The following is a 24,460-nucleotide window of genomic DNA, read 5'->3' on the forward strand; positions in this document are numbered from 1 at the left end:
GCGCAGTGCCGACGGACATCGGAAGGAACACATCGTGGACGACCAGCCCGAGCCGGCGTCACCGGCCGAGACCGTGGCGATCGACCCGGCCCAGCCCCCGAGCGGGCCGGGCTGCGTCGAGTGCGAGTCCACCGGCGGGTGGTGGTTCCACCTGCGCCGCTGCGCGGCCTGCGGCCACGTCGGCTGCTGCGACTCGTCGCCCGCCCAGCACGCGACCGCGCACGCGGCCACCACCGGCCACCCGGTCGTCCAGAGCTTCGAGCCCGGCGAGTCGTGGTTCTGGGACTACTCCCGCGACCAGTTCCACGCCGACGGGCCGAAGCTGGCCGAGCCGCACGCCCGTCCGCTCGACCAGCCGGCTCCGGGTCCCGAGGGCCGGGTGCCGAGCGACTGGAAGACCCGGCTGCACTGACCCGGCCGGCGCTGCGGGGTGCGGTGCCGGCGTAGCCGGGGCGCCGGCTCACTCCGGCTGCGGCGCCGGCCCGGCGGCACCGGGCGGGATGGAGGACGGGAATCGGCCGGCCCGGTCACCCGGCGAGCGTCGGGAGTGGCGTCGCCGACCGACGGGCGGAGGCCGAGGCGGCCATCGCCCTCATCGACGGTCTGCTGCTGCTGCGCCAACTCGCCGGGCCCGACGCGGCCGACCGCGCCGCCGGGCGGATGCGGCTCGGGTAGGACCCACCCGGTGGTCCGTGGGGCGGCGCGCGGTCCTCGCCGGCGAAAACCTTTTACACTTTCTCAACCCTTGTAAATATTTATCGTCGTCGTGATACTGGCACCGGGTCCGGCGACCGTCCCGGACCGGACGGGCCGGGCCAGCGAACCGGCCGGTCACCTCCTGGATGAGGAGCGCCGATGCCGACTTCCCTCCGACGCCTCACCGGCCGACTGGCCGTGGTGGTGCTCGCCGTGACCGCCGTCCTGGTCGGTCCGGCCGCCGCGCAGGCCGCCACACCGGCCTGGCCGACCCTCGGCGCCGGCATGTCCGGCGCCAACGTCGCCTCGGCCCAGTTCCTGCTCCGGCACCACGGCCAGACGCTGACCGTGGACGGTGCCTTCAGCGCCGGCACGACCGCGGCGACGCAGGCGTTCCAGTCCGCCAACGGCCTCACCGCCGACGGCGTCGTCGGCGCCCTGACCTGGTCGCGGCTCGTCGTGACGCTGGACCCCGGCGCGAACAACAACGCGGTACGCGCGCTGCAGACCGCGTTGAACAAGTACGGGTACGGGTTGACGGTCGACGGGGCCTGGGGCGCCGGCACCACCGACGCGGTGACCGCCTTCAAGACCGGACGCGGGCTCACCGGCGGCACCACCGTCGGCGCGACGACCTGGCAGTGGCTGCTCGGCGGGGGCGGTGGCGGGGGCCTCTACGCGCCGATCATCGACCGGTCGGTCCTGCCCCGGTCGGAGTACGACGATCCGCACCACGACTACCCGGCGATCGACCTGCCCACCGTGACCGGCGTGACCACGTACGCGATCACCGGCGGCACGGTCGGCTACGCGGGCGGCAGCTGCGGCAACGGCATCGGCCTCACCGCCGACGACGGCGCCTACTACCTCTACTGCCACCTGTCGTCCCGCGTGGTCGCGGCCGGGGCGCGGGTCAGCGCCGGGCAGGTCGTCGGCTACACCGGGGCCACCGGCAACGTGACCGGGCCGCACCTGCACCTGGAGATCCGGGTGAACGGCGCCAACCGCTGCCCGCAGCAGCTCCTGCTGGCCGTCTACGACGGCGCCGCCGTCCCGGCGCCCTCCGCGCTGCCCGCCACCGGATGTTTCTACTGACCACCGGGCGTGCCGGTCAGAGCGGGATCGAGACGACGTCGACGTCGATGCCGCTGGTCGGCGTGTAGTCGAACCAGGTCGCCATGAGCGAGGCGCCCGCCGCGGCGGAGATGTCCGCGTCGACGCCCTCGCCGCCCGGCTCGCCGTCCGCGCCGTAGGAGATCAGGTCGAAGTCGTTGCCACTGCCCGGCAGCCGGTACACCAGCTCGCGCCCCCAGGCGTCGAGGTACGGGCCGCCGGGCAGGTCGGCGAGCTGCGCCGGATAGCTGCCGGTGGTCTGCCGGTGCAGGTCCAGCGCGTCGAGCACCACCTGCATGGTGTCCCACGTGGTGCGCTGCTGCGGATAGAGCAGCGGACGGGCGTGCTGCTCCGGGTTGGCCGGCGGAATCCCGGCGTAGTTGGTGTGCGCGAACGCGGCCACCTCCTGCGCGATCGTCAGGTAGGGCGACGTCCCGGTCGGGCTGCCGGTGTCGAGCAGGTGGGTGAACCGTTCCTCGAAGCCCGGCCGGATCGGCACCACCACCCGCGCGTACCCGGCGCGCAGGAAGTCACGGTGGCCCGGGTCGGCGTGCTCGAACAGCAGCTTCTCCCGGGCCAGGTCGTCGCTGCCCCAGAAGTACGGGTAGAGGAAGTACAGCAGGTTCTCCCACTCGACGGCGTGGTGGACGAACTTCACCAGGTCCCCGAACCCGGACACGGTGCCCCACTGGGCCGCGGTGAGCCGCCGGTCGGGCTGCGGTCGGTCGTCGGGGGTGTCGACGGCGTCCGCGTCGCGGTCCATGGCCAGCTTGACGATGCTGCCGACCTCGCTCGGCGCGGTCTCGAACTCCGGCCCGATCAGCCAGGTCAGCACGCCACGCATCAGCTCGTCGCGCTCCAGCCGCCGCAGCGTCAGGGTGTCCTTGCCGGACAGCAGCATCCACAGCCGGTCGCGCTTGTCCTGGAGCAGCGCCTGCTGCGTCTGGTACCGGGCCAGGGCGGTGTCACGCAGCACGGTCCACACCCGCTGCTTCCAGTCCCGGAACGTCCGGTCCGTACGCCGGGCGACGGCGACCAGCGAGAACTGCATCGTGTACTCGGCCGTCCGCATGAACGTGATCATGAGCTTGTCACCGCCGGCGATACCCCTGCCGGTCACCCGGGCGACGCCCGTGCCGGGGGTGGGCTGCTGCACCTGGAGCGTCGTCTCCGCGGTCGGCCAGAGCATCAACGGGGTCCCGCTCGGGCCCCACCACTCGATGACGCCCTGGAACTCGCTGTCCATCGCGTACCCGGCCGGCGCGGTGAACTCGATCGGGCCGTCCACGTCCTTGCCCGCGTCGAAGCGGTGGGCGTACGGGAGCTTGACGGTTTCGGCCGGCGGCGGTTCCAGCCCCACCCCGTACTCCTTGGCCAGCGCCACCCAACCGGTGTCGGTGATGTCGTCGACGGACAGGGCGAAGGTGAACGGCGTTCGGATCCGTACGTCCAGATCGGCCAGTTCCCGGTGCCGCGCCCACAGCCGGGCACCCGGGTTCGGCACCGCGACGTCGAACGTCAGCCGCAGCCCGTAGCGGAACAGGTCCACCCGCCACCTGCGCATCATCCGGAAGTAGTCCACCCGCAGCGCCCGGTCGGCGTGCGGGTTGGTGATGGTCCGGAAGGACGCGTCCTCGCTGCCGCGCGTCGACTCCAGTTTCACCGACACCTTGTGCTCCTGCCGGGCCCGCGCCGACGCCTTCTGCGTGACCTCGCGGACGTTCGACACGCTCTCCCGCACCGCGGCGCGGTCCTCCGACGAGGTGGACAGCCCGACGCTCACCGACGCGGTCACCGGCCCGTACCCGCCGCTCACGCTGGAACCGAAGTTGAACGCGCTGGTGTGCCGCGACTCGTTCTCGGTCGAGATCGACGCGTCGGTCTTGTCGACCACGCCGCGCTCGCTGTAGCTCTCGAAGTAGTCGGAGACGATCTGCTCGTACTCGTCCTTGGCGATCGACCATTCCTTGTGCGAGACGGTCACGGTCTCCATCGGCGTCATCGGGACCGTGAAGACCAGCTCGCCCCGCTCGGTGCCGGCCGGGCACATCTCGATGCGTTCGAGGTGCAGTCGCCCGACCGGCGCGATGCGCAGTCGCTGCTGGAACGCGGCCACCGCGTACGTGGTCGCCGGGGTGGCCCGCAGTCCGGCGACCGCCTGCCCCAGCCGCACGAAGGTCGCGTCGTCCAGGGCCGCCATCCGTCCGGCGGTCAGCAGGTGCTCGGCCGGGCGGTCGGTGAGCGCCTGCGCCAGGTCGAGCAGGTGCTGGTCCTCGGGCAGCGCGTGCCGCAACGTGCGCAGTTCCGCCTCGCCCAGGGCCAGGTCCCGGACGAAGTTGACCTTCTCCAGCGCCCGGCCGCTGACCGACCGGACGCGGGAGCGGTCCTGGTCGGACAGCTCGGTCTGCACGTAGCTGGCCTTCAGCAGCACCCGCTTGCTGTTGGTGAGTTCCATCGGACCCTCTCGATCAGCGGACGGAGACCCGGCCCAGGTAGCGGACCTTCAGCGGAGCCGGACGTTCGGGAAACGTGGACAGGTCCCCGGCGTCGCGGGTCTGCCCGTAGTCGTGGATGTTGATCAGTTCGCCCGGTACCGGGTCCCGCGGCCCGCGGTGCGCGGCCAGCGCCCGGACCAGGTACACCCCGGAGGAGACCTCGGCGATCAGCCGCTTCGGGTCCGGCGCGGTCACCTCCGTCCGCGGCTGCGGCTGGTCCGCCCCGGCGGCGGTGGGCGGGGCGGACGGGGCCGCGTACGCCTGGGTGGAGAACGTCAGCACGGCGATGCCGCCGGCCGCCATCGCGGCGTTCCGGGCCACCGGCGCGGCGGCCCGCATCGCGGTGGTCAGCAGCGGCACCACGTTGCTCGTCGTGTTGGCGGCGGCGCCCGCGCCACCGACCTGCGCCAGCGCGACCTCCTGGAACGTGGTCACCACGCCCCGGCTGGCGGTCGCCGCGGCCACCTGGGCGCCCGACCCGGCCTCGACGACCACCTGGGGGAGCGCGGTCCGGCCCAGCCCGCCGATCATGTTCGCGCCGACGAGTTCCCCACCGCTCAGTTCGGCGGCGGCCAGCGCGCCGCCGGCCAGCAGGCCCGCCTCGATCGCCACCGCCAGGCCGCCGGTCACCACCACCGGCACCACCACCAGCGCCACCGTCAGGTAAGGGTGCTCGCTGATCCAGCGCAGCACCCTGTCGGCGAACTCCTTCAGCCCCGGCACGGCGCCGTTGGCCAGCCGGGCCATCTCCTCGATCCGCACCAGCACCTCCTGGCGCAGCAGCGTCACGCCCCGCCGGCCGCCCAGCAGCTCCGCCCAGGTCTCGGCCTGCCGGCGGAACTGCTCCCACAGCCGGTCCACGGTCGGGCCGGGCAGCGGCACCAACTGCCGGTACGCCGTCTCGTCGCAGACCAGCAGCCACTGCTCGCCGGGCAGCGCCAGCCCGCGCTGGAACATCGCCTCGTCGATGCGGGCGGTGAACGGCCGCAGCGGTTCGATCACGTCGAACGCGCACCTGATGCGCGGCACCGCGTCGCCCTCGTACGAGGTGTCGCCCAACTCCTCCCGGAGGTCCTTGAACCGGTGCGGGGCCAGGCAGTACACGTAGACGGCGAGGATGTGCTTGGCCAGGGCGGTGGTCAGGGTCCGCAGCGCGCGCCGGTCCGCCGAGTCCATCTCCACGCAGATCTTGTAGAGCAGCAACCCCGGGCGTTCCCGGCGCACCTGGAGCGCCAGCCGGATCGCAGTGATGCCGTGCCGGGCCAGCAACGTGCCGCACAGCGCGACGAACGCCCGGTTGACCGGCAGCGGGATCCGCATCGGACGGTCGTACGGCGGGTAGTGGGCGCCGGGCCGGTAGGGCAGCCGGAACTTCCGGTAGACCGCGACGATGTTCGTCAGCTTCTCCACGCCACGGCTCAGCCCGGTCTCGGAGTCCGGCTTGATCTCGTAGAACTCGTGCCGGCCGCGGGCGAGCGCGGGGCGCGTCGCGCCGGGCCGGCCCGGGTGCAGCAGGAGCGAGTTGACCAGCGCCACGATCGGCGGGGCGGAGACGCCGTCGTGGGTGACGATGTCCGGCCACTGCATCCGCTCGGCCATCAGTTGCTCGACCGTCACGTGCGGGTTGCGCCGGGCCAGCATCTCGCAGTAGGGGCGCTTGCGGCCGCTGTCGGGCCAGTCCCGTTCGTCAAGTAACGCCTGCGCGAAGGCGGCCTGGTTGGTGACCACCACGTAGTGCTCGAAGATCACCTTCTCGGCGACGTCCAGCCCGAAGATCTGTGTGCCGTTGAGCTGGCCCCGGTCCTTGGCCGCGTCCAGCAACTCGCCGACCCGGTAGCACCCGCCGGCCGTCGTGGTGGTCATGCGCCCACGGTAGGAACGGCGACCGCCGCGCGCCGCCGACTGTCCGATGTGCGTCGCTGACCGGTATCCGGCGCAGGTCGCGGCCGGTGTAACGGGGATGAAACGGTCCTGTCGTTACTGTCCTGGTCCAGCGGCGCGCGCTTCGGACTCCCACCGTCTACGACAGGACCTTCTCCATGCGACGGACATTTCTCCGCGTACTCATGATCGCCGCCCTGGTGGCCGGCGGCCTCGGCCTCGGTGCGGGCGCCGCGCCGGCACCGGCCCTGGCGGCCTACGGCGCGGTCAAGTGGCCGGCGACCGGCGTGATCACCAGCAAGGTGGACGACCGGTGCCCCGGCTACGACAACCACGACGGCTACGACATCGCCGGCAACTACCGGTCGGTGATCTCGGCCGCCTACGCCGGGTCGGTGAGCTACATCGGCTGGGACGCCGGCGGCTACGGGAACTTCGTCATCATCACGCACACAAACGGTTGGAGCACCCTCTACGGCCACCTCGACGGTTACGTCTCCCGGATGCGGGTGGGGGAGTACTTCAACCGTGGTGACGGCATCGGCTACATGGGTTACACCGGCGGGGTCTCGCCGCCCGGCATCGGCGGCACGCACCTGCACTTCGAGATGCTGCGCTACGACTCGCCGCAGGTCTGGAACTCGGCCGGCACCTGTGGCCAGAGCGTGACCCGGGGCAACTCGATCCCGTTCGACTTCGCCGGCCTGAACTGACCGGTGACCGTCCCGGCGGCGGCGGGCGGGTGGGTCACCCGCCCGCCGCCGTCGCCTGTCGGGCGTCGCCCCGGCTGCCCACCGCGAGGTAGGTCCGCCGGGCGCGTGCCATGTCACCGGCCAGCACCGCCTCCGCCGCCTGCCGCCACGGGGAATCGACGGGCGCGTGCCGGGCGAGGACGCGCCCGTCGAGGCCCGCCTCGCGCAACGCCAACGGCAGGTCGACGCCGAAGCTGCTGGTGAGCGCCGCGCCACGCACCCGGTCCAGCAACTCCTCGGCCGTGGCGGTGATGCGGGCACGCGGCCGGCCCAGGGCGATCCGCACCCGCAGCCGCTGCACCAGCGCGGGGCCGAGCAGCGCTGCCCCGCCGTCGCGCCGCGCCAGGCGTTCCGCCGCGCCGGAGTGTCGGTCGGCGGCCGGCAGGTCGCCCTGGTGCAGGGCCAGGCGCGACAGGACGACGTGCACCTCGGAGGCCATCCGGTGGTGGCGGTGCTCGCCGCGCAGGTAGCGGACGCCCGCGCCGCGCGCCGCGGTCCACCGGCCGCGCTGGAACGCCTCCCGCACCCGTTCGGCGACCAGCCAGGGCACGTCGGCGGTCGCGTCCTGCCCGCGGATGCTCCCCACGGCCAGTTCCCGGTAGCCGGCCGCCGGACCGAGCCGCGCCCGCCGGTCCTCCGCGTCGGCCAGCGCGACCCAGAGCGTCGGCGGCACCCAGCCGAGCCGGTCCCGGTACGCCTGCGTGAGGCGGGCGAGTTCGGCGGCCACGTCGGCGTGTCCGGCGGCCAGGTCGACGAGCGCCAGGTTGGCGCGGGCCCGCAGGTCCAGCGGCGTCAGGGACATCTGCCGGGCCCAAGCCAGCCCGAGCAGTCCCGCTCGCCGCGCCGGCCGGCCCCGGTCGCTGACCGCCAGGATCCCGCAGATGTTGACCAGGGCCGCCGTGCCGGCCGGGTCGGGCGCGCGGTCGTCGATCAGGTCGACGGCCTCCGCCACCCGCCGCAGGGCGGAGTCGCCGTCCCCGGGTCGGAGCCAGAGCACCCGGGCCTGCCAGGACAGCGCCTCGGCGGCCTGGTGCCGCCGGTTCTCCCGGCGGAACAGCGTCGCCGCGCGGGCCAGTTCGTCGAGCCCCGCGCCGGTCTGGTGGTAGCGGACCTCGCCGAGCCGCAGCAACGCCTCGGCGCGGGCGGCCGGGTCCCCGCCGAGCCGCAGGGTGGCGGTGAGGCAGTGCGCCGCCCGCCGGTAGTCGCCCCGGTCGGCGATGTAGGCGCCGGCCTCGGTCAACGCCCGCAGCGCGGCCCGGCTCCCCGGCGGCGGCGACCGGTCGTCCGCGCCGGCCCGGATCACCTCGCGCGCCGGCGGCGAGCCTCCCGGCGGCTCGCCGTGGTCGAGGATCCGGCGGTACGTCCGCACCAGCGCGGCGCTCGGCTCCACCCCGAGGTCGTCGCGCAGCCGCCGCCGGAAGGCCCGATGGGCGGCGACGGCCTCGTCGTACCGGCCGGCGAGCGACAGCGCGCGCAGGTGCAGGTCGTGCACCCACTCGGCGGTGGGTTCCTGCGCGGCGAGGGCGGCCAGGTCGGGCAGGACCGTCCGGTGGTCGCCGAGCCGCAGGCGCACGTCGAACGACATCCGCCGCAGTCCCCGCACCTCCTCGCCGACCGCCACGAGTTCGGGCCACCGGCCCGGATCCGACCAGACGCCCTGGCACGGCGCACCGCGCACCAGCGCCGCCGCGCGGTCGAGCAGGTCCACGGCCCGGGCCAGGTTCCCGCTCGCCTCGGCGCGGCGGGCCTGGTCCCGGAGCTGACGGAGGTCGGCGAGATCGCTGCTCCCCGGGCCGAGGTCCCACCGGTAGCCGTCGGCGGTGCGGCGCAGACCGGCGTCGGCGTCGGGATCGGCGGTCCGAAGCCGCTGCCGGACCCGGTGCACGAGGACGCGGATCGCGCCGCGGTCCACGTCGTGCCGCTCGGGCCACACCCGGGCCGAGAGCGCGGACAGGGGCACGCCGGCCGCGTACCGCAGCGCCAGCGCGGCCACGAGCGCCCGCTGTCGCGGGCCCGGCCCGAGCACGTCGGTCCCGGCGACCCGTACGTGCGGCGGGCCCAGGACCCCGCACCACAGCGGAGGACGTCGCCCGGGCTCGTCGCGCCCGGTCGTCGGATTCGGGTCGGGCCGGTCCCACGCCAGCCGCCCAGGGCCCTTGTCCATCGATGCACCTCGACGTCAAGTCTAGGCGTCGCCGGGACCGGTCCCGACCCTTGACATGCGAACTCAGATTACCGAATAATGGATCGTAATTCGAGGGGGAGTACCCATCCCGCACCGGACGCGTCGGCCGTCAGGACGAGCCCGCCCACGGGCTCCGGCCACGCGAGCCGTCCGCACCCGCCGGGCGGCCAGGGGAGACCTTCGACCCGTTCGCCGGCAACCCGCCGGCCCGGTCGGAGGGAGCGCCCGCCGTGTCCGTACCCCTGTGGGCCTGGTTGGCCCTGAGCCTGGTGATCGCCGCGATGCTCGCGGTCGATCTGTTCCTGCACCGTGACAACCACGTCATCGGCTTCCGCGAGGCCGCGATCTGGTCGGCCGTCTGGATCGCCGCCGGGCTGGCGTTCGGCGTGGTGCTGTGGCTGTGGCAGGGCGACGAGGCCGCCGGCGCCTACTACGCCGGGTACCTGATCGAGAAGGCGCTGTCGGTGGACAACGTCTTCGTCTTCGCCCTGGTCTTCACCTACTTCGCCGTGCCGGCCGCGTACCAGCACAAGGTGCTCTTCTGGGGCGTCATCGGCGCGTTGCTGTTCCGGCTGGTGTTCATCTTCGTCGGCGCGGAACTGCTCGAGACGTTCTTCTGGACCGCGTACGTGTTCGGCCTGTTCCTCGTCTGGACCGGCTGGAAGATGGCGTTCCGGCACGACGCCGAGATGAACCCCGACCGCAACCTCGTCGTCCGTCTCGTCCGCCGGGTCGTCCCCACCGACGCCCGCTACAACGGCGACCGGTTCTTCGCCCGGGTCGACGGCCGGCGGGTCGCGACGCTGCTGTTCGTCGTCCTCGTCGCGGTCGAGGCCACCGACCTGATCTTCGCGATCGACTCCGTCGCCGCGATCCTGGCGATCACCACCAGCACGTTCATCGTCTGGACCGCGAACGCCTTCGCGGTGCTCGGCCTGCGCAGCCTCTACTTCTGCCTCGCCGGCCTGCTGCGGCGGTTCGTGCACCTGCACTACGGCCTGGCGTTCCTGCTCGCGTTCGCCGGGGTGAAGCTGGTCCTCTCCGAGACCCCGGTCGGCAAGCTGCCCATCCCGCTGACCCTCGGCGTCATCGTCGGCACGCTCGCCGTCTCCATCGGCTGGAGCCTCGTGGCCACCCGTGGCCGGCAGTCGGCCGGCGACGGACCGCGCACCCCCGCCGCCCGCTGAGACGCCACGGCGGCGCCCGCCACGACGCGGGCGCCGCCCGTGCCGGGCGGTCACCGGGGTGACCCGGAATCCGCCCGGCACGCGGTGGATCAGGCGCAGTCGGCGGTGATCTGGTAGTCGGCCAGGATCACGCCGTACCCGCCGCCGCTCTGCCAGTTGCCGTCGCGGTAGGTGACACCACAGGTCTTGCCGAACTGCTGCTCGTAGGCGTGCATGCTCGCCTCGGCGTTGGCCTGGGCCCGGGCCAGGGCGTCCTCGATGGTGTTCCCGGGGCCGCCACCGATCACGGCGGTGGAGTAGCCGGAGAAGTACTGGATGTTCGCCGCCTGAGCCGGCCCGGCCGCGGACACCACGCCCGCGGCGGCGAGTGCCACCGCGGCCGCCGCCGAGGCGGCCCTTCGGGTCCTGGTCATGGTTCTCCCTTCTCGAACGGACGGGGATCACCGGCTACTTTACATCGATGTAAGTCTTGTCGCCGGACGGCGTCGCGCCGCCCGCCGACGAACTGACCGCGCCGGTCAGACGCCGTCGGGGCCCTGGCGGCGCAGGTCGTCGACAGTGGTCATGGCCTGTCGTAGCTGGGTCAGCCAGTCGTCGGTGTGCCGGCCGACGAGCCGGACGCACCAGGCCAGCGCCTCCGAGCGGGAGCGGGCGACGCCGGCGTCCACCAGGGTGTCGAGGATCTGCCGCTCCGGTTGGCGGAGCCGGGTCATCACCGGCGCGGCGAGGTGGGAGAACAACTGCTCGGTCGCCCCGCAGCGCACCCCCCAGCTCACCTTGCGCTGGTAGCGGTGCTCGACCTGGCGGGCGACGCGGATGCGGTCGTCGCGGGTGTCCTCCCGGAACCGCAGTATCCGCCCGGCCTGGGCGGCGGCGCGGTCGGCGTCGGTGGCGTCGGCGGCGAGCTGGGGTTCGGGCAGGCGGCCCCAGATGGTGATCTCGTCGCGGTCGATCACGACCTGCGGTGGCTCGGAGAACCATCCGTCCGGGGTCACGCCGGTGATCCAGCCGGTGGCGTCGGCGGTGGATTCGGGTCGGGCGTGGGGTGGGGTGTGGCGAGGGGACATGACGACTCCTTTGCTCGTGATTACATGATTACACGATTACAGGGTCATGCGGCTACCGGAGGGGGTGCTCGACGGGCGGACCGGCCGGGTGCGTCGATAGACTCCGCGTCGCGGCACGATGACCTTCAGTCGCTCGTCGCGTACCGGGCTCCCGGTGGGTGCAGAAAGTGGGTGATCCCGAGTGAGCGCTCTGTCGGTGATCGCAGCCGACACCATCACCACGGCCCTGGTGGTCCTCGCCTCCGACGGCCGGCCACTGTGGCGCAACCTGGCCGGTCACCGGTTGGGACCGGGCCTGGACGAGCTGCCGCTGGCCGGCCTGGCACCCGGCGAGAGCATGACCGACCTCCCCGTCCCCGCCGCGGACGGCACCCTGCGGTGGTTCCAGATGCGGTGCCACGGCATGGAGCACGCCGGCCAGCGGCTGCGGCTGGTCGAGGTGCGTGACGTCAGCGCCGAACGCGAGGAGCGCGAGCGGGGACGCAACTACCGGTGGCGGCTGGCGCACATCGAACAGCTCGCCAAGGTCGGCACCTGGGAGTGGGACGTGCGGGGCAACGCGGTCGTCTGGAGCGACGTGCTGCTGCAGATGTTCGGCCTGCCACCCGGCACCACCCTCGACTACGGGTCGTACCGCCGGATGCTGCACCCCGACGACGTGGCGATGATCGAGAGCACGCTCGACACGGCGCTGCGCACCGCCGAACCCTTCTCGTACACGCACCGGATGTTCCTCGCCGACGGCGTGAGTCTGCGCGTGTTCGAGTGCTACGGCGAGGTCTTCACCGACGACGCCGGCGCACCGACGCGGGTGCTCGGCACCGCCCACGACATCACCGACATGCGCCGGGTCCAGGACGAGCTGACCCGGCTCGCCGAGCGCGACCCGTTGACCGACCTGCCGAACCGGCGTGCCCTGCTGGCCCGCATCGACGAGCTGCTCGCCGACGACCAGGGCACCGGCGCGTTGCTGCTCGTCGACATCGACAACTTCAAGGACATCAACGACGTGCACGGGCACGCGGTGGGCGACGAGGTCCTGCGCGCGCTGGCCCGGCTGCTGGCGCACGAGTTGCCGCCCGGCACCGTGCTGGGCCGGCTCGGCGGGGACGAGTTCGCCGTCGTCCTGCCCGGGGCGGACGCGGCGGGCGCCGTGGTGTTCGCCGAGGCGATGTGCGACGCCGTGGTGCGTGCCCCGGTGCCGACCGCCGGCGCCGGGCTGCGGGTCACCCTCAGCATCGGCGCCGCCGCCCGGCAGCCCGGCGACACCCGCGACACCCTCCTGGCGCACGCCGACCTGGCCCTCTACGAGGCGAAGGGCGCCGGCCGCAACCGGGCCCGGCTCTACCTGCCCGAGCAGTACCGGCACGCGGTGCGCCGGATCAGCGTGACGACCCGGGTGCGCCGGGCGCTCGACGAGAACCGGATGAGTCTGGACGCGCAGCCGATCGTCGACCTGTCGACCGGCCGGGTGATCAGCCACGAGCTGCTCATCCGACTGCGCGACGGGGCGCAGCCGGCCCTGTCGCCCGCGCAGTTCCTGCCCACCGTGGAACGCGACGACCTCATCGGTGACCTGGACCGCTGGGTGGTGGCCACGGCGACGGCGGCCCTGGCCGCGCCGGGTCCCACCCGGGCCCGCCTCCGGCTGGACATCAACATCTCGGCCCGCTCGCTGGAGTCACCGGGGTTCGGCGACTGGGTGGTGCGGACCCTGCGCGCCGCCGGCATCGAGGCCGACCGGCTGGGACTGGAGGTCACCGAGACCGCGGCGATCACCAACGTGGCCGCGGTCCGCCACCTCGCCGACGCGCTGCGCGCCGCGGGCTGCCGGCTGAGCCTCGACGACTTCGGGGCCGGCTTCGGGTCGTTCGCCTATCTCAAACACCTGCCCTTCGACACCGTGAAGATCGCCGGGGACTTCGTCCGGCAGGCGGACCGCGGTGGCGCGGACCCGGTCCTCATCGACGCCGTCGTCCGCGCCGCGCACGGCCTGGGCATGCGGACCGTCGCCGAGTCGGTCGAGCACGCGCCCCTGGTGCCGGCGCTGCGTTCGCTCGGCGTCGACGCCGGGCAGGGCTACCATCTGGGCCGTCCCGCGCCCCTGGACGACCTGTTGCGTCGGACCGCCCACGCCTGGCAGGACACCGTCGTCGTGCCGACCGTCGTCCGGCCGCCCGAGCCCTGACCGACCGACCGCACCCGGAGGACCCCGTGACCCCACCCCTCGCCCCGGCTTCGCCCATCGGCGCCGAACTCGTCACCGACGACCTCGACGCGGCGCGTGACTTCTACGGTGACCTGTTCGGCTGGACGTTCACCACCACCGCGCACGGCGGCTCCGCGTACGCCGGTGGGGTGGTCGCCGCCGAGCTGCGCCGCGGCGACGGCGGGGCCCGGTGGTGGACGGTCTTCGGCGCGGCCGATCCGGCCGGCGTCCGGGCGGCCGCCGAGCGGGCCGGAGCCCGGGTCACCGGCGACGAGGTGCGCGATCCGCTCGGCGCGGCCTTCCGCCTGCGGGCCGGCGCGCCGGCGGCGGCCTCCGGGGTGGGCCAGCCCTGCTGGTACGAGTACATGACCGGGGACACGGAGTCGGCCGACCGGTTCCTCGCCGACGCGCTGGGCCTGCGGGCCACGGTGCCGCCGGGCGCCCCGGACGACTCGTACGCCCTGCTCGCCGGTCCGACTGGTCCGGCCGCCGGCCGGCTGCGGATGCCGCCGCCGTTGCGGAACCTGCTTCCGACCGGCTGGATGGTCTACGTGGCGGTGACCGATCCGGACGACACCGCCGCGCGGGCCGTCCGGTCGGGTGGCCGGGTGCTGGTGCCGGCGAGCGACGTCATGACCGGTCGGGTGTGCGCCCTCGCCGACCCGGCGGGTGCGGTGCTCACCGTGATCCGGCCGGTCGCCGCCGGCGGCTGACCACCCGTCGGGACGACCGGCCCGACTGCATGCCACGCTGGCGGGATGCCGACGTTGCCACTGACCCCCGACGACCTGCTCACCACCACCCGAACCGTGCGTAAGCGCCTGGACCTGACCCGTCCGGTGCCGATGGACCTCGTCCGGGAGTGCCTGGAGATCGCCCTACAGGCGCCCTCCGGCTCCAACCGGCAGGGCTGGCACTGGGTGGTCGTCACCGACCCGGCCGTGCGGGCCGCGATCGGCGGGTTCTACCGCCGCGCGGTCGAGAGCTACCTGGCGTCGGAAGGGTCGGCGGCGCGGTTGTTCGTCGACGAGCCCGAGCGCGCCGCGGTGCAGCGCCGGGTGGGGGAGAGCGTGGCGTGGCTCGGCGACCGGATGGGCCAGGTGCCGGTGCTGCTCATCCCGTGCCTGCGGCTCTCCGGCGGCGGCGAGCTGGCGGCCGGCAACCAGGCCGGGCTGTGGGGGTCGCTGCTGCCGGCCGCGTGGAGCTACATGCTGGCGGCGCGCGCCCGCGGACTCGGCACCGCCTGGACCACGCTGCACCTGGCTTACGAGGCGGAGGTGGCCGAGCTGCTGGGCCTGCCGGCCGAGGTCCGGCAGGCCGCCCTGATCCCCACCGCCTACTACACCGGCGAGACGTTCCGGCCGGCGAAGCGGCAGCCACTCGACGAGGTGCTGCACGTCGACCGCTGGTGAGCTCGCGCGCCGGAGTCAGCCCGCGATGCCGTCCAGCCAGCGCTGGTGCCAGCGCAGCAGGGAGCGGGTCAGCACCGGAGCGGCCAGGTGCGGCAGCAACCCGGTCTGCGTCTCCTCGGTGACCACCCGGGTCCCGCCCGGCACCGGGGTGAGAATCCAGCGGTGATGTCCGGACGAGCCGACCGCCCGTCCGGTCCAGCCCAGCAACCGGTACGGCTCCCAGCGGTCGACCACGCACCGGACCCGGACCCGCAACGTCGTCCAGCGGAACTCGACGCCGGGGCCGAGGACCGGCGCGCCGGTCAGCACGACGCGCCGCGCGTTCGGGTACCACGACGGCCAGGCGGTGGCGTCGACCAGCCGCTCCCACACCGCCTGCGGGGGCAGCGGCACGAACGCCTCGTTGCGGGTGTGCACGGGGGAACGTGCCGGATCCCGGCCGGGCGGCCATCCGGGGGCGGTCACCGCAGGTCCCGCAGCGTCGTACCGGGTGTGGTCAACGCGATCCGCGGGCCGTGCACCTCGGCCGGGGTGCGGTAGCCCGCCGGCGCGTCACCCGCCGCCGTGCGGGCCAGCAACTCGACCGCGGTGTGGGCGCTGTACCGGTAGGCGTCCGGGCCGGTCAGCACCGCCTCGGCCACCGTGCCCGCGTCGTCGCGGACCAGCCCGTGCACCAGCGTGCGACCGGCGTCGAGCTGCGCCGGGGTGGGCCCGTCCGGCAGCCGGGCCAGCAGCGCGGCCCGCACGCGCCGCGCGGCCGGCGACGTGACCAGCCACGGCGCGGCCGGGGCGGCGCGTAGCGCCAGGCGGATCGGCGCGGGCGCGGCGAAGAACGTCGCGACGTCCGCGACACCGGTGGACCGCGCGGCGGAGACGACGTCCGCGCGCCAGGGGTTGGTGACCACCCGGGTACGCGTCGCGCCGTCGCCGATCCACCGGTGCTCGACGGCGGCGCGCGTCGGTACCAGCCGCCCGTCGCGTCGCTGCACCCCGGCGTCCGCCATGCCCCCGGTCAGCGTGTCGAGCGTGCCGCGCGACACCCGGCCGACGGTGGCGAACGACAGCTCCAGCCGGCGGGCGGTCGGCAGCCGCCGGGCGAGGTGCACGGCCACCGCGTCCGTCGGCACCACACCGAAGCCGACGCCGGGCATCGCCATCACTCCGGCGGCGGTCAGTTCGGCGTCCCGCCGCCACACGGTCAGGAACTCCGCCGCCTCCCCGGACAGGTCGAGGTAGGGCGTTCCGGTCCGGACGCAGGCGTCGAGCAACGGCTGCTGGGTCAGGGCGAACGGGCCGGCCGCGTTCAGCAGCACCGAGGCGTCGGCGAGCAGCCGGTCCAGCGCGCGCGGCTGGTCCAACGCGGCGGTCCGGACCGGGGCGTCGAGACCCAGCGCCGCGAGCCGGTTCGCGTCCCGGCCGGCCAGCACCGGGCGGAGCCCGCGGTCGACGGCGAGGCGGGCGACGAGCCGGCCGACGTAACCGGTGGCTCCGTAGATGATGAGGAAAGACACGCCACGACCATGACCCGCCGGGACCGCCGGTGTCCAAGAGACGCCGGCGCGGTGTCGAGAGGTTTCTCCTATCCGACCTGGCTAGGGTGGGGCCGGTGGACCTGGAGCGGGTACGGGCCTTCGTCGCCGCCACGGAGTGGATGAACTTCACCGCCGCCGCCGAGGAGCTGGGCCTGGCGCAGCCGTCGCTGTCGGCGCGGATCCGGGCGCTGGAGGCCGACCTCGGCGTCGAGCTGTTCTCCCGGCGCAGACGGCAGGTCGCGCTCACCGCGGCGGGCCGGGCGTTCCTGCCGCACGCGCGCGCCCTGCTCGACCTCGCCGCCGAGGCACGCCGCGACGCGCGCCGGGCCGCGCACGCGGCGCCGGGCCGCCGGCTGCTCATCACCACGCTGGCCGCCAGCGTCGACGAGTTGAAGGCGGAAACCGTCCTCGGGCTGCGGCGTGACCTGCCGGGCTGGCAGGTCACGCTCACCGGCGTGCCGTTCCGGGAGCACGTCTGGCGACTGCGGGACGGCACCGCCGAGGCCGGCTACCTGTGGCCGCCGTACACGCCGGACGCCGTTCGCGACCTCCACCTGGAGCCGGTCGGCGCGTTCCGGCGGCTGCTGGCCGTGCCGGCGCGGCACCACCTGGCCGGACGGCCGGAGGTGACAGTGGCCGAGCTCGCCGGCGAGCCGCAGGTGCCGCTGCCGGACGACGTCGACGCCGCCTTCGTCGCCGGGTGGCGGCTCACCCCGGACGCGCCGGTCGGCGGCGGGGAGCCCGTGGCCGACGTCGCCGGGCTGCTGCGCGCGGTGGCCGGCGGCGTCGGCTGCTGCCCGGTGCCGTCCCTGCTGGCCCGCACCGCGGCCACGCCGGGCGTGGCGTACGTCCCGGTGCGCGGGGCGCCGCCCGCGACGCTGGCGCTGGCCTGGCGGCTGGACGCGCACCCCGAGATCGACCACGCGCTCCGGGCCGCCGCACGCCGGGCCCGGGGCGGGCCGGCGGACTGACCGGGCTACCCGACCCGGGACCGGCCCGGGGCGTCGCTGCTGGTCAGCGCGTCGGCGATCGCCGCCCACACGCCCGGGTGGGCGACCATCCCGCCGTGCGAGCTGTCCACCGTCACGCAGCGGGCCGCCGGGTCCTGGGAGGCGTGCCAGGACACGATGCCGTCGCTGCGGCTGGCGATCGAGGTGAACGGCAGGCCCGGCGGCGCGGCGGCCAGCACGTCGTCGTGGACCTCGCGGCAGCAGTCGCCGAACGGGCAGTCGCGCACCCAGTCCCGGCGGCCGAGCCGGGTCATGGTGGCCATCCACATGGTCAGCAGTCGCACCGCCAGGTGGATCCCGAACGGGTCGGTCAGCGGCGAGCCGAGCGCGACCAGGGCGCGTACCCGCCGGGGGTGGCGGACGGCGAGGGCCTTCGCGAACATCCCGCCCCGGCTGTGGCCGACGAGGGTGACCGGCCGCCCGGTCTCGGTGTGCAGGCGGACCAGGGCCGCCTCGACGACGGCCAGGTCCCGGCTGGAGCAGCGGCGGCCGTCGGTGAGCCCGGTCGGTCGGGCGTCCCACCCGCCCTCGCGCAGCCAGTCCCGCAGCAACGCCACCCGGTCGTCGCCGGCGGCGAAGCCGGGCACGACCAGCACCGGCGCCCCCGGCTCGGGCGGCGTCGGCGGCGCGGGACGCGCGGCCCGCAGGGCGGCCAGCTCGGCACCGGCCCGCCGTTCCCGCCAGATCGGCGGCATCACGCTGCGCGGCAGCCCGAGGTAGTGCAGCGGCGTCCGGAACGGCTGCCAGGCGCCCTCGCTCACCGGGTGCTCCCTTCCGTCGTCGGCCGGGCCGCGCCGTCCGCGCCGTCGTCCTCCCGGCGCAGTGCCGCGTCCAGCCGTTCCAGTGTGGTCGCCATGCCGGCGCGCAGGTGGGCGGTGCGGTCCGCGACGCCGACCAGGCGCTGGACGGCGCGGACCGCCGCCATCTGGGGCGTCGCCCGGGTCATCGACTCGGTGACCCGGGTGCCGCCGTCGACCGGCTCCAGCTCGTAACGCCAGGTGGACGACGACGGCCAGGCGGTGGTGAACCCGAACACCCGGCCGGGCACCGCCTCCGTCACGGTCGCCGTCATGCGCCAACGGTAGAACGGACCGATCCGGTTGCTGCCGGTGAACCGCCGGCCCGGTTCCCGCCACCGGGCGGCGTACGTCTCCGGGCTCCACTCGCCCATCCGGGTGACGTCGCTTACCAGCGCGTACACCCGGTCCGGGGCGGCCGCGACGGTGCGGCTGACGCTGACCGAGAGCGCGGGCCGCGCCTCCTGGTCGGCGATGACGCGGCGGGCGAGTCGCGCGGACGACGCGGGGTTCTGCCCGGTGTAGAGGTTGCGGTCCACGGTGACGAACGGCCGCAGCGGCACGCGACCACTGACGTAGCGGGCGCCACGCGCCACCAGCTCGTCCTCCAGCAGCCAGCGGGCCTTGCGGGCGAACCGGTTGAGCCGCTCCTCCCGGTTCGACAGGCCGGTCATCGTGTAGCCGGCGAACGGCCACGTCCCGTCCTCGCCGGTCGCCGCCAGCGTGGCGGCGGGGGCGTGGCAGAGCAGGGCCAGCGGCGTGCCGGCGCGCAGGGCCCGGGTCAGCAGCGCGCCGGAGACCGGGTCGACGGCGAGGTCCTCCATCGGGCCGTGCCCGCCCGGGTAGAAGACCGCGTCGTAGTCGGTCGGGTCCACCTCGGACAGCTTCCGCGGGTGGGCGAACTCCCGCGCGTGGGCGGCGAGATAGCGGCGGTGCCGGCGCGCGCGCCGGGGGCCGGTCGCGGGCAGCCGCAGGCTGAGCGGGTCGACCGTCGGGGGCACGCCGTCGGGGGTGGCCAGGGTGATCCGCCAGCCGGCGGCGGAGAAGAGCCGGTGCGGCTCGACGACCTCCTCGGCCCAGACGCCGGTGGGGTGCCGCGTGCCGTCCCGCAACGTCCAGTGGTCGGCCGCGGACAGGACCATCAGCACCATGCGCATCGCTCCGCCTCCCTAAAATCAAACCAGTTGGTTCGGTTCAGGTATAGCACCGGTCGCGGGAAAATCAAACCGTCTGGTTCGATTCGCGTCGCGCGGGTCGACGCCCCGCGCGGACGACGTCAGCCCGGCGGACGGACCAACCGCTGCGCGGCGCGGCGGACCTGGGCCCGGGCGTCGTCGACCGAATCGGGCTGCGGCCCGAGCGCCCGGTGCAGCTCGACCGGGGCGGTGAGCCAGGACGTGGCCACCGCGATCAACGCGGCCAGCAGGTGGTGCGGCGGCCACTCCGGATCGACCAGTCCCGCCCGCTGCGCGTCCCGGATCACCGCGATCTTGTGCCGGTAGCCGGTCACGCGCTTCTCCGACACCTGCTCGGCCCGCCCGCGTTCGTGCAGCCACGCCCACGCCGCGATGCGTTGCAGGTCGGGCCGGGCGGCGAACGTGTCGTGCAGCCGGACCGTGTAGTCCACCAGGTCGGGCGTGATCGGCACCACCCGGGACAACTCCTCGAGCCCGACCTCCATCACGGTGTCGAACAGGGCGTCCTTGTCGCCGAACCAGGCGTAGATCCGTTCCTTGCTGGCCCGCGCCCGCTCCGCGATCCGGTTGATCCGCGCGCCGTCGACGCCGTGCCGGGCGAACTCCGCCATCGCCGCGTCGAGCACCCGCCGCCGGGTCTCCAGGCCCCGCGCCTGCGTCGCTGGAGAGGTCATCCGGCCACGTTAGCGCAGATGGTCGCGCCCCTCGGCCGGGCCCGCCGGCCCGCCCCGCCCGCACCCCGAGCGGTGCTGCGGCCCGGCCACCCGGTCCGTGCCGCCGGGGGTTGCTAGTCTGCGCGTCGCCGCGGGAGCGCCCCGGGGCGGCGTCGCGGCCGAGGGAGGAACCACAGTGCCCACGATCCCCCGGGGCCGCCGATGGACGGCGGCCGGAGCCGGCCTGCTGCTCCTCCTGTCCGGCTGTGCCCCGGACCCGGCACCACGGACCGGAGCGACCACCACCGCACCGACCACCACCGCGCCGACCGCCGGGGCGCCCGACCCCTCGGCCGCGGACGCCACCGGCGCGCCGGGTGGCGGCCGGGCCGGGCTGGGCCCCGCGCCGCTCGACTGCCCGGCACCCGGCCGGGCGCCGCGGTCGGCGAGCCGGCTCGACCCGACCGCCGGCTCCTACCTGGGACGGGCCGGCGGCGCGGCGACGGCGGTGGACGTGGGCCCGACCTGCCAGCTCGTCGTCGGCGGCCGGTTCACCGGCCTGCCGGGCGAACCGGCGACCACGATCGGTCGGGGCGGCGCCGGCGCGGTGCTGCTCCTGGACGGCACCGGCCGGCGGCTGCTACGTACCGTCCGGGTGGCCGGCGCGGTCGAGGACCTGGAGGTGCGCCGCACCGGCGGGGAGATCGCCGTGGCCACCGACCGGGGCGTGCTGCTGCTGGACGCGGCGGCCGGGCGGGCGCGGTGGCAGCGCGGCGGGGCCGCCAGCCGGGTCGCGGTCGGATCCGCCGGCACCGTCGCGGCGGTCACCGGCGCCACCGTCACGGTGTACGACCTGACCGGCGCCACGCTGACCCGGATCGCCCCGAGTGGTCGCACGGTCAGCGACGTGGCGGTGGACGACCGCAGCGGCCTGGTCTTCGTCAGCGGGTTCCGGCAGACCTCCGGTGGGCGGTGCGTGCCGGTGCAGATCGCCTATCTGCACGCCTACGACCGGCGGGGACGACTGCGCTGGCGGGCGTACGACCATCCGGCGGACCGGCTGGGCGACCTGTGCGCGGACAGCCGGGCCGACCGCGTCGCGATGGGCCGGGACGGCCGGCTCTACCTGGCCGGGGAGACCGCCGGCGGGAACAGCGTGTTCGCCCGCTCGGCCGCCGACGTGGGACGGCCCGCGCCGAACGTGGTCACCGACGACTTCAGCCAGGCGACCAACACCGGCAACGCGCACCACACCTATCTGGCCCGGTTCGACCCCGCCTCGGGGCGGCAGCTCGCCGGCCAGGTGGTGATCAGCCGCGTCGACAGCAAGGGAAACCGGGGCAACACCATCACGCCGCTCGCGATCGGCGCCGACGAGTCCGGCCGGATCTACGCCGGCGGGGTGTCGGCGTACCAGATCGCCGACCGGTCCCGGGTGACGCTCGGCGGCCGGCGGCTGGCCCCGTACGCCGGTGGGGACGCCTGGGTGCTGGTGCTCGCCCCGGACCTGCGGCGGCGGCTGAGCTGGGTGGTGCTCACCGACGGCGGCGCCGGGACCGTACGGGGGGTGGCCGCGGCCGGCGGCGTCGCGGCGGCGGTGGCGCAGGTCGACAAGGCCGGGTTCTGGCGTGGTCCGGGGCCGTCCCTCGGCACCGGCGGCGGCTACCTCGCCGCCTGGCCCGGCCTCGGCTGACCGCCGGTGCCGCGGCGCGCACCGCGGCACCGGCCGGCGATCAGGGGGTGCCGGTCACCGTGGTGCCCGTCCTGGTGATCCGGTACGTGGTCCGCGCGCCGCTCCAGAAGTGGAAGGTGAGCGTGACGGTGCCGTCCTTCACCTCGGCGAAGAACTCCGGTTTCAGGATGATGGTGTCGGCGGCGTAGTCGGGTTGGAAGTGTCCCCAGAACTCCTTGAACGGCGTCCAGTTGGCCGGGCCGGCGGGGCTGCCGTCGGAGTAGGTGGCCTCCATGGTGGCGAGCTGGTCACCGTGGAACCGGGTGGGAATGGTGAACGAGCTGGTCGTGCCGGTGGCGGCTGCCTGGGTGGGCGGGTCGGAGCTGATGATGTCGATCTTCCAGGGCGCACCCTGGGAGAAGCGGGCCTCGACGGTGGCGTCGACGCCGTAGGCCCGGTTGCCGACCAGGCGGGTCAGCGCCGCCGGGGTGAGCGTGACGGTGGTGCCGGTGACCGTGTAGTCGGCGCCGGCGGCCAGCGGGGTGTCGCCCTGCCAGAGACCGCGGAACGACAGGCCGTTGAGGTTGAGGGTGAGCGCCCGGCCGGTGATCGCGCCGGTGTGCGGCACGTACACCTGGTCGCTGGACGCGGTGCCGGAGCGGCTGGTCCAGCTCGCCCTGATCATGTCGGCGACGCGCTGGTCGCGCCAGCGCAGCGCGGTGCGGTCGAGGAACTGACCGGCGTCCCACAGCATCGTGGTGAGGTTGCGGGTGCGGGCGTGGTAGCCGACCGCTTCGAGGTACTTCAGGAACTCACCCCGTTCGATGATGCCGGGCCGGGTGTGGTCCCAGGAGAGCAGCGCCCACTCGCCGATGAGGACCGGGATGCTACGGGCGACGAACGTGTCCCGCAGCCGGTCGAACGTGCCGACCAGGTCCTGCTCCACGTTCGTGTCGTACCGGGTGCCGCCGGCGATGTTCACGCTGAACGGCCACCACCCGTAGAAGTGCACGGTGGCGGCGAGGTTGGGGTCGTGCAGTTCGGCGATGCCGGCGGACAACGCGTCCAGCCGCGCCTGCTCGCCACTGGTGTGCAGCGTGGGCAGGACCAGCAGCCGGGTGGCGTTGGCCCCGCCGGCGGCGCGTACCAGGCGGACGAACTCGGCGTTGAGCTCCCGGGTCGCGGTGTCGCCCTGCGCGTCGGTGGTGTCGGCGAACTGGGGCTCGTTGATGCTCTCGAAGACCAGCCTCGGTGAGTGGTCGCGGAACGTGGTGGCGAGTTGCGTCCACAGTGCCCGGTACCGGTTCGTCACGCCGGCCCGGTCGCTGGGGTAGGTGTTGAGCCACTGCCAGGAGTCGTGATGCAGGTTGATCATCACGTAGAGGTCCTCGGCGAGCGCCCAGTCGACGATCTGGCGTACCCGGCCCAGCCAGGCCGCGTCGATGGTGTAGTCGGGCGCCGGGCCGTGGTGGTTGCTCCAGGTGACCGGGAGCCGGACGCTGCGGTAGCCCTGCGAGCGCACGTGACGCAGGAGCGCCTGGGTGGTGAGCGGGTTGCCCCAGGCGGTCTCGTCGGGGATGGCGTCGAGCGTGTTGCCGAGGTTCCAGCCGGGTTGCATCGCGGCCACCGTGGCCATCGGGTTCCCGGCCGGGGGAGGGGTGCTCGGCGGCGTCGACGGTGACGCCGTGGCGGTCGGCGACGGGCTCGTCGACGGAGTGGTCGACGGGCCGCCGGTCGGGGACGGCGTGCCGCCGGCGTCCCCGGCGCAGGTGACGCCGTTGAGCGTGAAGCCGGTCGGCGCGGTGTTGACGCCCGACCACGAACCGTTGAAGCCGAACGACACGGTGCCGTCGGTCGGCACGGTCGCGTTCCAGGCGGCGTTCGTCGCGGTGACCTGGCCGCCCGTCGCGGTGACCGTGGCGTTCCACGCCTGGGTGACCCGCTGCCCGGACGGGAACGTCCAGGCCAGCCGCCAGCCGTTGACCGGTGCGCCGAGGTTGGTCACGTCGACCGCGGCGGTGAACCCGCCCGACCACTGCGACGGCACCGCGTACGCCACGCGGCAGCCGCCGGCCGCCTGGGCGCCCACGGCCGTCATCGTCGACGCCACCAGCAGGGCCGCGACGGCACCGGCGAGCGGACCGCCCCGGAGGCGGAATCTTCGGGTGCGCAGGATCATCGTGTTCTCCCTTGCCGTTGTCCGCCCGTACGCGGCCGGTGGCCAACGGTTCCGGACGGGTGGGGGCGCGCCGGCGTCGCCGGGTGGCCGCACGGCCCACCCGGCGACGCCATCGCGCTGGAGTGCTTCTCGCGGACGCCGCCCGATGCCTCCGCCGATCGCCGCGCTGCGGCAGCAACTTCCCGGCTCCCTGGAAAGTTTCGGGTCGAACGCTACGCGTTTCTTTGATGACGGTCAATGAAGATGCGGGTTCGGCGGCGGCCTTTGGCGTCGTGCGACGTCAACGGCGCGAAACGGCGCGGAAAACGCGCGAGATCGATCGGAAAGTTTCGGCCCCGTCCGGTGCGCACCGGCGGCGCTCGGCGACACCGGCGGGCATGGACGGACGGCTATCCTGAGACCGGGCAGGGGTGGCCGCCCGGAG

Annotated in this window: 20 protein-coding genes; 9 read left to right on the top strand and 11 right to left on the bottom strand. The window is 74.5% G+C overall.

The genetic code is table 11. The features are described 5' to 3' along the window. Positions 1-34 precede the first annotated feature (34 nt). Positions 35-412, top strand: coding sequence for a UBP-type zinc finger domain-containing protein (locus tag C8054_RS02865; protein ID WP_233219459.1), 378 nt, complete (start codon positions 35-37; stop codon positions 410-412). Positions 413-855: 443 nt separating this feature from the next. Continuing rightward, positions 856-1,791, top strand: a complete 936-nt coding sequence (locus tag C8054_RS02870) for a peptidoglycan-binding protein (protein ID WP_199199505.1) — start codon at positions 856-858, stop codon at positions 1,789-1,791. A gap of 16 nt (positions 1,792-1,807) precedes the next feature. On the opposite strand, the gene C8054_RS02875 is transcribed toward C8054_RS02870, so the two are convergent. Continuing rightward, positions 1,808-4,264 carry a type II secretion system protein GspG gene (locus C8054_RS02875; protein ID WP_107155100.1) on the bottom strand — a complete coding sequence of 819 codons (2,457 nt, stop codon included), beginning with the start codon at positions 4,262-4,264 and terminating at the stop codon, positions 1,808-1,810. Between the two features lie 13 nt (positions 4,265-4,277). Continuing rightward, on the bottom strand, positions 4,278-6,167 hold the full coding sequence (locus C8054_RS02880; RefSeq protein ID WP_107155101.1) for a hypothetical protein: 1,890 nt from the start codon (positions 6,165-6,167) through the stop codon (positions 4,278-4,280). Between the two features lie 176 nt (positions 6,168-6,343). Between C8054_RS02880 and C8054_RS02885 the strand changes: the two genes are divergently transcribed. Further along, positions 6,344-6,898, top strand: a complete 555-nt coding sequence (locus C8054_RS02885) for a murein hydrolase activator EnvC (protein WP_107155102.1) — start codon at positions 6,344-6,346, stop codon at positions 6,896-6,898. A 34-nt stretch (positions 6,899-6,932) separates the two neighbouring features. On the opposite strand, the gene C8054_RS02890 is transcribed toward C8054_RS02885, so the two are convergent. Next, positions 6,933-9,101, bottom strand: a complete 2,169-nt coding sequence (locus C8054_RS02890; protein ID WP_107155103.1) for an AfsR/SARP family transcriptional regulator — start codon at positions 9,099-9,101, stop codon at positions 6,933-6,935. A gap of 251 nt (positions 9,102-9,352) precedes the next feature. On the opposite strand from C8054_RS02890, the gene C8054_RS02895 reads away from it, so the two are divergent. After that, positions 9,353-10,309 (top strand): TerC family protein, encoded by a 957-nt coding sequence (locus C8054_RS02895; protein WP_255562929.1) that lies wholly within the window; start codon positions 9,353-9,355, stop codon positions 10,307-10,309. Positions 10,310-10,398: 89 nt separating this feature from the next. Here the strand turns inward: C8054_RS02895 and C8054_RS02900 are convergent, their stop codons facing one another. Both C8054_RS02900 and C8054_RS02905 read right to left on the bottom strand, forming a co-directional pair. Further along, the gene (locus tag C8054_RS02900; RefSeq protein ID WP_146179839.1) at positions 10,399-10,722 is read right to left on the bottom strand and encodes a hypothetical protein; all 324 of its coding nucleotides are present in this window, start codon (positions 10,720-10,722) and stop codon (positions 10,399-10,401) included. Positions 10,723-10,827: 105 nt separating this feature from the next. Next, positions 10,828-11,376 carry a hypothetical protein gene (locus C8054_RS02905; RefSeq protein ID WP_107155105.1) on the bottom strand — a complete coding sequence of 183 codons (549 nt, stop codon included), beginning with the start codon at positions 11,374-11,376 and terminating at the stop codon, positions 10,828-10,830. A gap of 181 nt (positions 11,377-11,557) precedes the next feature. Here C8054_RS02905 and C8054_RS02910 point away from each other — a divergent pair, with 181 nt between their 5' ends. Genes C8054_RS02910 through C8054_RS02920 form a run of 3 tightly spaced genes read left to right on the top strand, consistent with a single transcriptional unit; the run spans position 11,558 to position 14,997 of the window. Next, the gene (locus tag C8054_RS02910) at positions 11,558-13,564 is read left to right on the top strand and encodes a bifunctional diguanylate cyclase/phosphodiesterase (RefSeq protein WP_107155106.1); all 2,007 of its coding nucleotides are present in this window, start codon (positions 11,558-11,560) and stop codon (positions 13,562-13,564) included. Between the two features lie 26 nt (positions 13,565-13,590). Beyond that, positions 13,591-14,298, top strand: coding sequence for a VOC family protein (locus tag C8054_RS02915; RefSeq protein ID WP_107155107.1), 708 nt, complete (start codon positions 13,591-13,593; stop codon positions 14,296-14,298). A 45-nt stretch (positions 14,299-14,343) separates the two neighbouring features. Beyond that, the gene (locus C8054_RS02920) at positions 14,344-14,997 is read left to right on the top strand and encodes a nitroreductase family protein (RefSeq protein WP_107155108.1); all 654 of its coding nucleotides are present in this window, start codon (positions 14,344-14,346) and stop codon (positions 14,995-14,997) included. A gap of 15 nt (positions 14,998-15,012) precedes the next feature. Here the strand turns inward: C8054_RS02920 and C8054_RS02925 are convergent, their stop codons facing one another. Beyond that, entirely contained in the window at positions 15,013-15,462 is a 450-nt protein-coding gene (locus C8054_RS02925; RefSeq protein WP_107155109.1) for an SRPBCC family protein, read from the bottom strand. Next, complete coding sequence (locus tag C8054_RS02930; protein WP_158273792.1) at positions 15,459-16,508, bottom strand: trans-acting enoyl reductase family protein; 1,050 nt, start codon at positions 16,506-16,508, stop codon at positions 15,459-15,461. The genes C8054_RS02925 and C8054_RS02930 overlap by 4 nt, the downstream gene beginning before the upstream one ends. A 95-nt stretch (positions 16,509-16,603) precedes the next feature. Here C8054_RS02930 and C8054_RS02935 point away from each other — a divergent pair, with 95 nt between their 5' ends. Further along, complete coding sequence (locus C8054_RS02935; protein WP_107155111.1) at positions 16,604-17,500, top strand: LysR family transcriptional regulator; 897 nt, start codon at positions 16,604-16,606, stop codon at positions 17,498-17,500. A gap of 5 nt (positions 17,501-17,505) precedes the next feature. Here the strand turns inward: C8054_RS02935 and C8054_RS02940 are convergent, their stop codons facing one another. The 3 genes from C8054_RS02940 to C8054_RS02950 form a co-directional block, all read right to left on the bottom strand. Next, entirely contained in the window at positions 17,506-18,300 is a 795-nt protein-coding gene (locus tag C8054_RS02940) for an alpha/beta fold hydrolase (RefSeq protein WP_107155112.1), read from the bottom strand. Further along, positions 18,297-19,493, bottom strand: coding sequence for an SRPBCC family protein (locus tag C8054_RS02945; RefSeq protein WP_107155113.1), 1,197 nt, complete (start codon positions 19,491-19,493; stop codon positions 18,297-18,299). Before C8054_RS02945 ends, C8054_RS02940 begins: the two co-directional genes overlap by 4 nt. Positions 19,494-19,612: 119 nt before the next feature. Beyond that, complete coding sequence (locus C8054_RS02950) at positions 19,613-20,206, bottom strand: TetR family transcriptional regulator (protein WP_107155114.1); 594 nt, start codon at positions 20,204-20,206, stop codon at positions 19,613-19,615. A 175-nt stretch (positions 20,207-20,381) separates the two neighbouring features. Between C8054_RS02950 and C8054_RS02955 the strand changes: the two genes are divergently transcribed. Beyond that, the gene (locus C8054_RS02955; protein WP_107155115.1) at positions 20,382-21,878 is read left to right on the top strand and encodes a hypothetical protein; all 1,497 of its coding nucleotides are present in this window, start codon (positions 20,382-20,384) and stop codon (positions 21,876-21,878) included. Between the two features lie 40 nt (positions 21,879-21,918). On the opposite strand, the gene C8054_RS02960 is transcribed toward C8054_RS02955, so the two are convergent. Further along, positions 21,919-24,036 carry a cellulase family glycosylhydrolase gene (locus C8054_RS02960; protein WP_107155116.1) on the bottom strand — a complete coding sequence of 706 codons (2,118 nt, stop codon included), beginning with the start codon at positions 24,034-24,036 and terminating at the stop codon, positions 21,919-21,921. Positions 24,037-24,460 lie beyond the last annotated feature (424 nt).

The sequence above is a fragment of the Micromonospora sp. RP3T genome (genome assembly GCF_003027925.1).
Taxonomy (GTDB): Bacteria; Actinomycetota; Actinomycetes; order Mycobacteriales; family Micromonosporaceae; genus Micromonospora.

What these genes read in the sequence shown, in the direction of transcription:
- C8054_RS02885 (WP_107155102.1), top strand. Translation starts at nt 6,344, where the DNA reads ATGCGACGGACATTTCTCCGCGTACTCATGATCGCCGCCCTGGTGGCC.
- C8054_RS02920 (WP_107155108.1), top strand. Translation starts at nt 14,344, where the DNA reads ATGCCGACGTTGCCACTGACCCCCGACGACCTGCTCACCACCACCCGA.
- C8054_RS02945 (WP_107155113.1), bottom strand. Translation starts at nt 19,493, where the DNA reads ATGCGCATGGTGCTGATGGTCCTGTCCGCGGCCGACCACTGGACGTTG.
- C8054_RS02875 (WP_107155100.1), bottom strand. Translation starts at nt 4,264, where the DNA reads ATGGAACTCACCAACAGCAAGCGGGTGCTGCTGAAGGCCAGCTACGTG.
- C8054_RS02870 (WP_199199505.1), top strand. Translation starts at nt 856, where the DNA reads ATGCCGACTTCCCTCCGACGCCTCACCGGCCGACTGGCCGTGGTGGTG.
- C8054_RS02890 (WP_107155103.1), bottom strand. Translation starts at nt 9,101, where the DNA reads ATGGACAAGGGCCCTGGGCGGCTGGCGTGGGACCGGCCCGACCCGAAT.
- C8054_RS02900 (WP_146179839.1), bottom strand. Translation starts at nt 10,722, where the DNA reads ATGACCAGGACCCGAAGGGCCGCCTCGGCGGCGGCCGCGGTGGCACTC.
- C8054_RS02960 (WP_107155116.1), bottom strand. Translation starts at nt 24,036, where the DNA reads ATGATCCTGCGCACCCGAAGATTCCGCCTCCGGGGCGGTCCGCTCGCC.
- C8054_RS02905 (WP_107155105.1), bottom strand. Translation starts at nt 11,376, where the DNA reads ATGTCCCCTCGCCACACCCCACCCCACGCCCGACCCGAATCCACCGCC.
- C8054_RS02950 (WP_107155114.1), bottom strand. Translation starts at nt 20,206, where the DNA reads ATGACCTCTCCAGCGACGCAGGCGCGGGGCCTGGAGACCCGGCGGCGG.
- C8054_RS02880 (WP_107155101.1), bottom strand. Translation starts at nt 6,167, where the DNA reads ATGACCACCACGACGGCCGGCGGGTGCTACCGGGTCGGCGAGTTGCTG.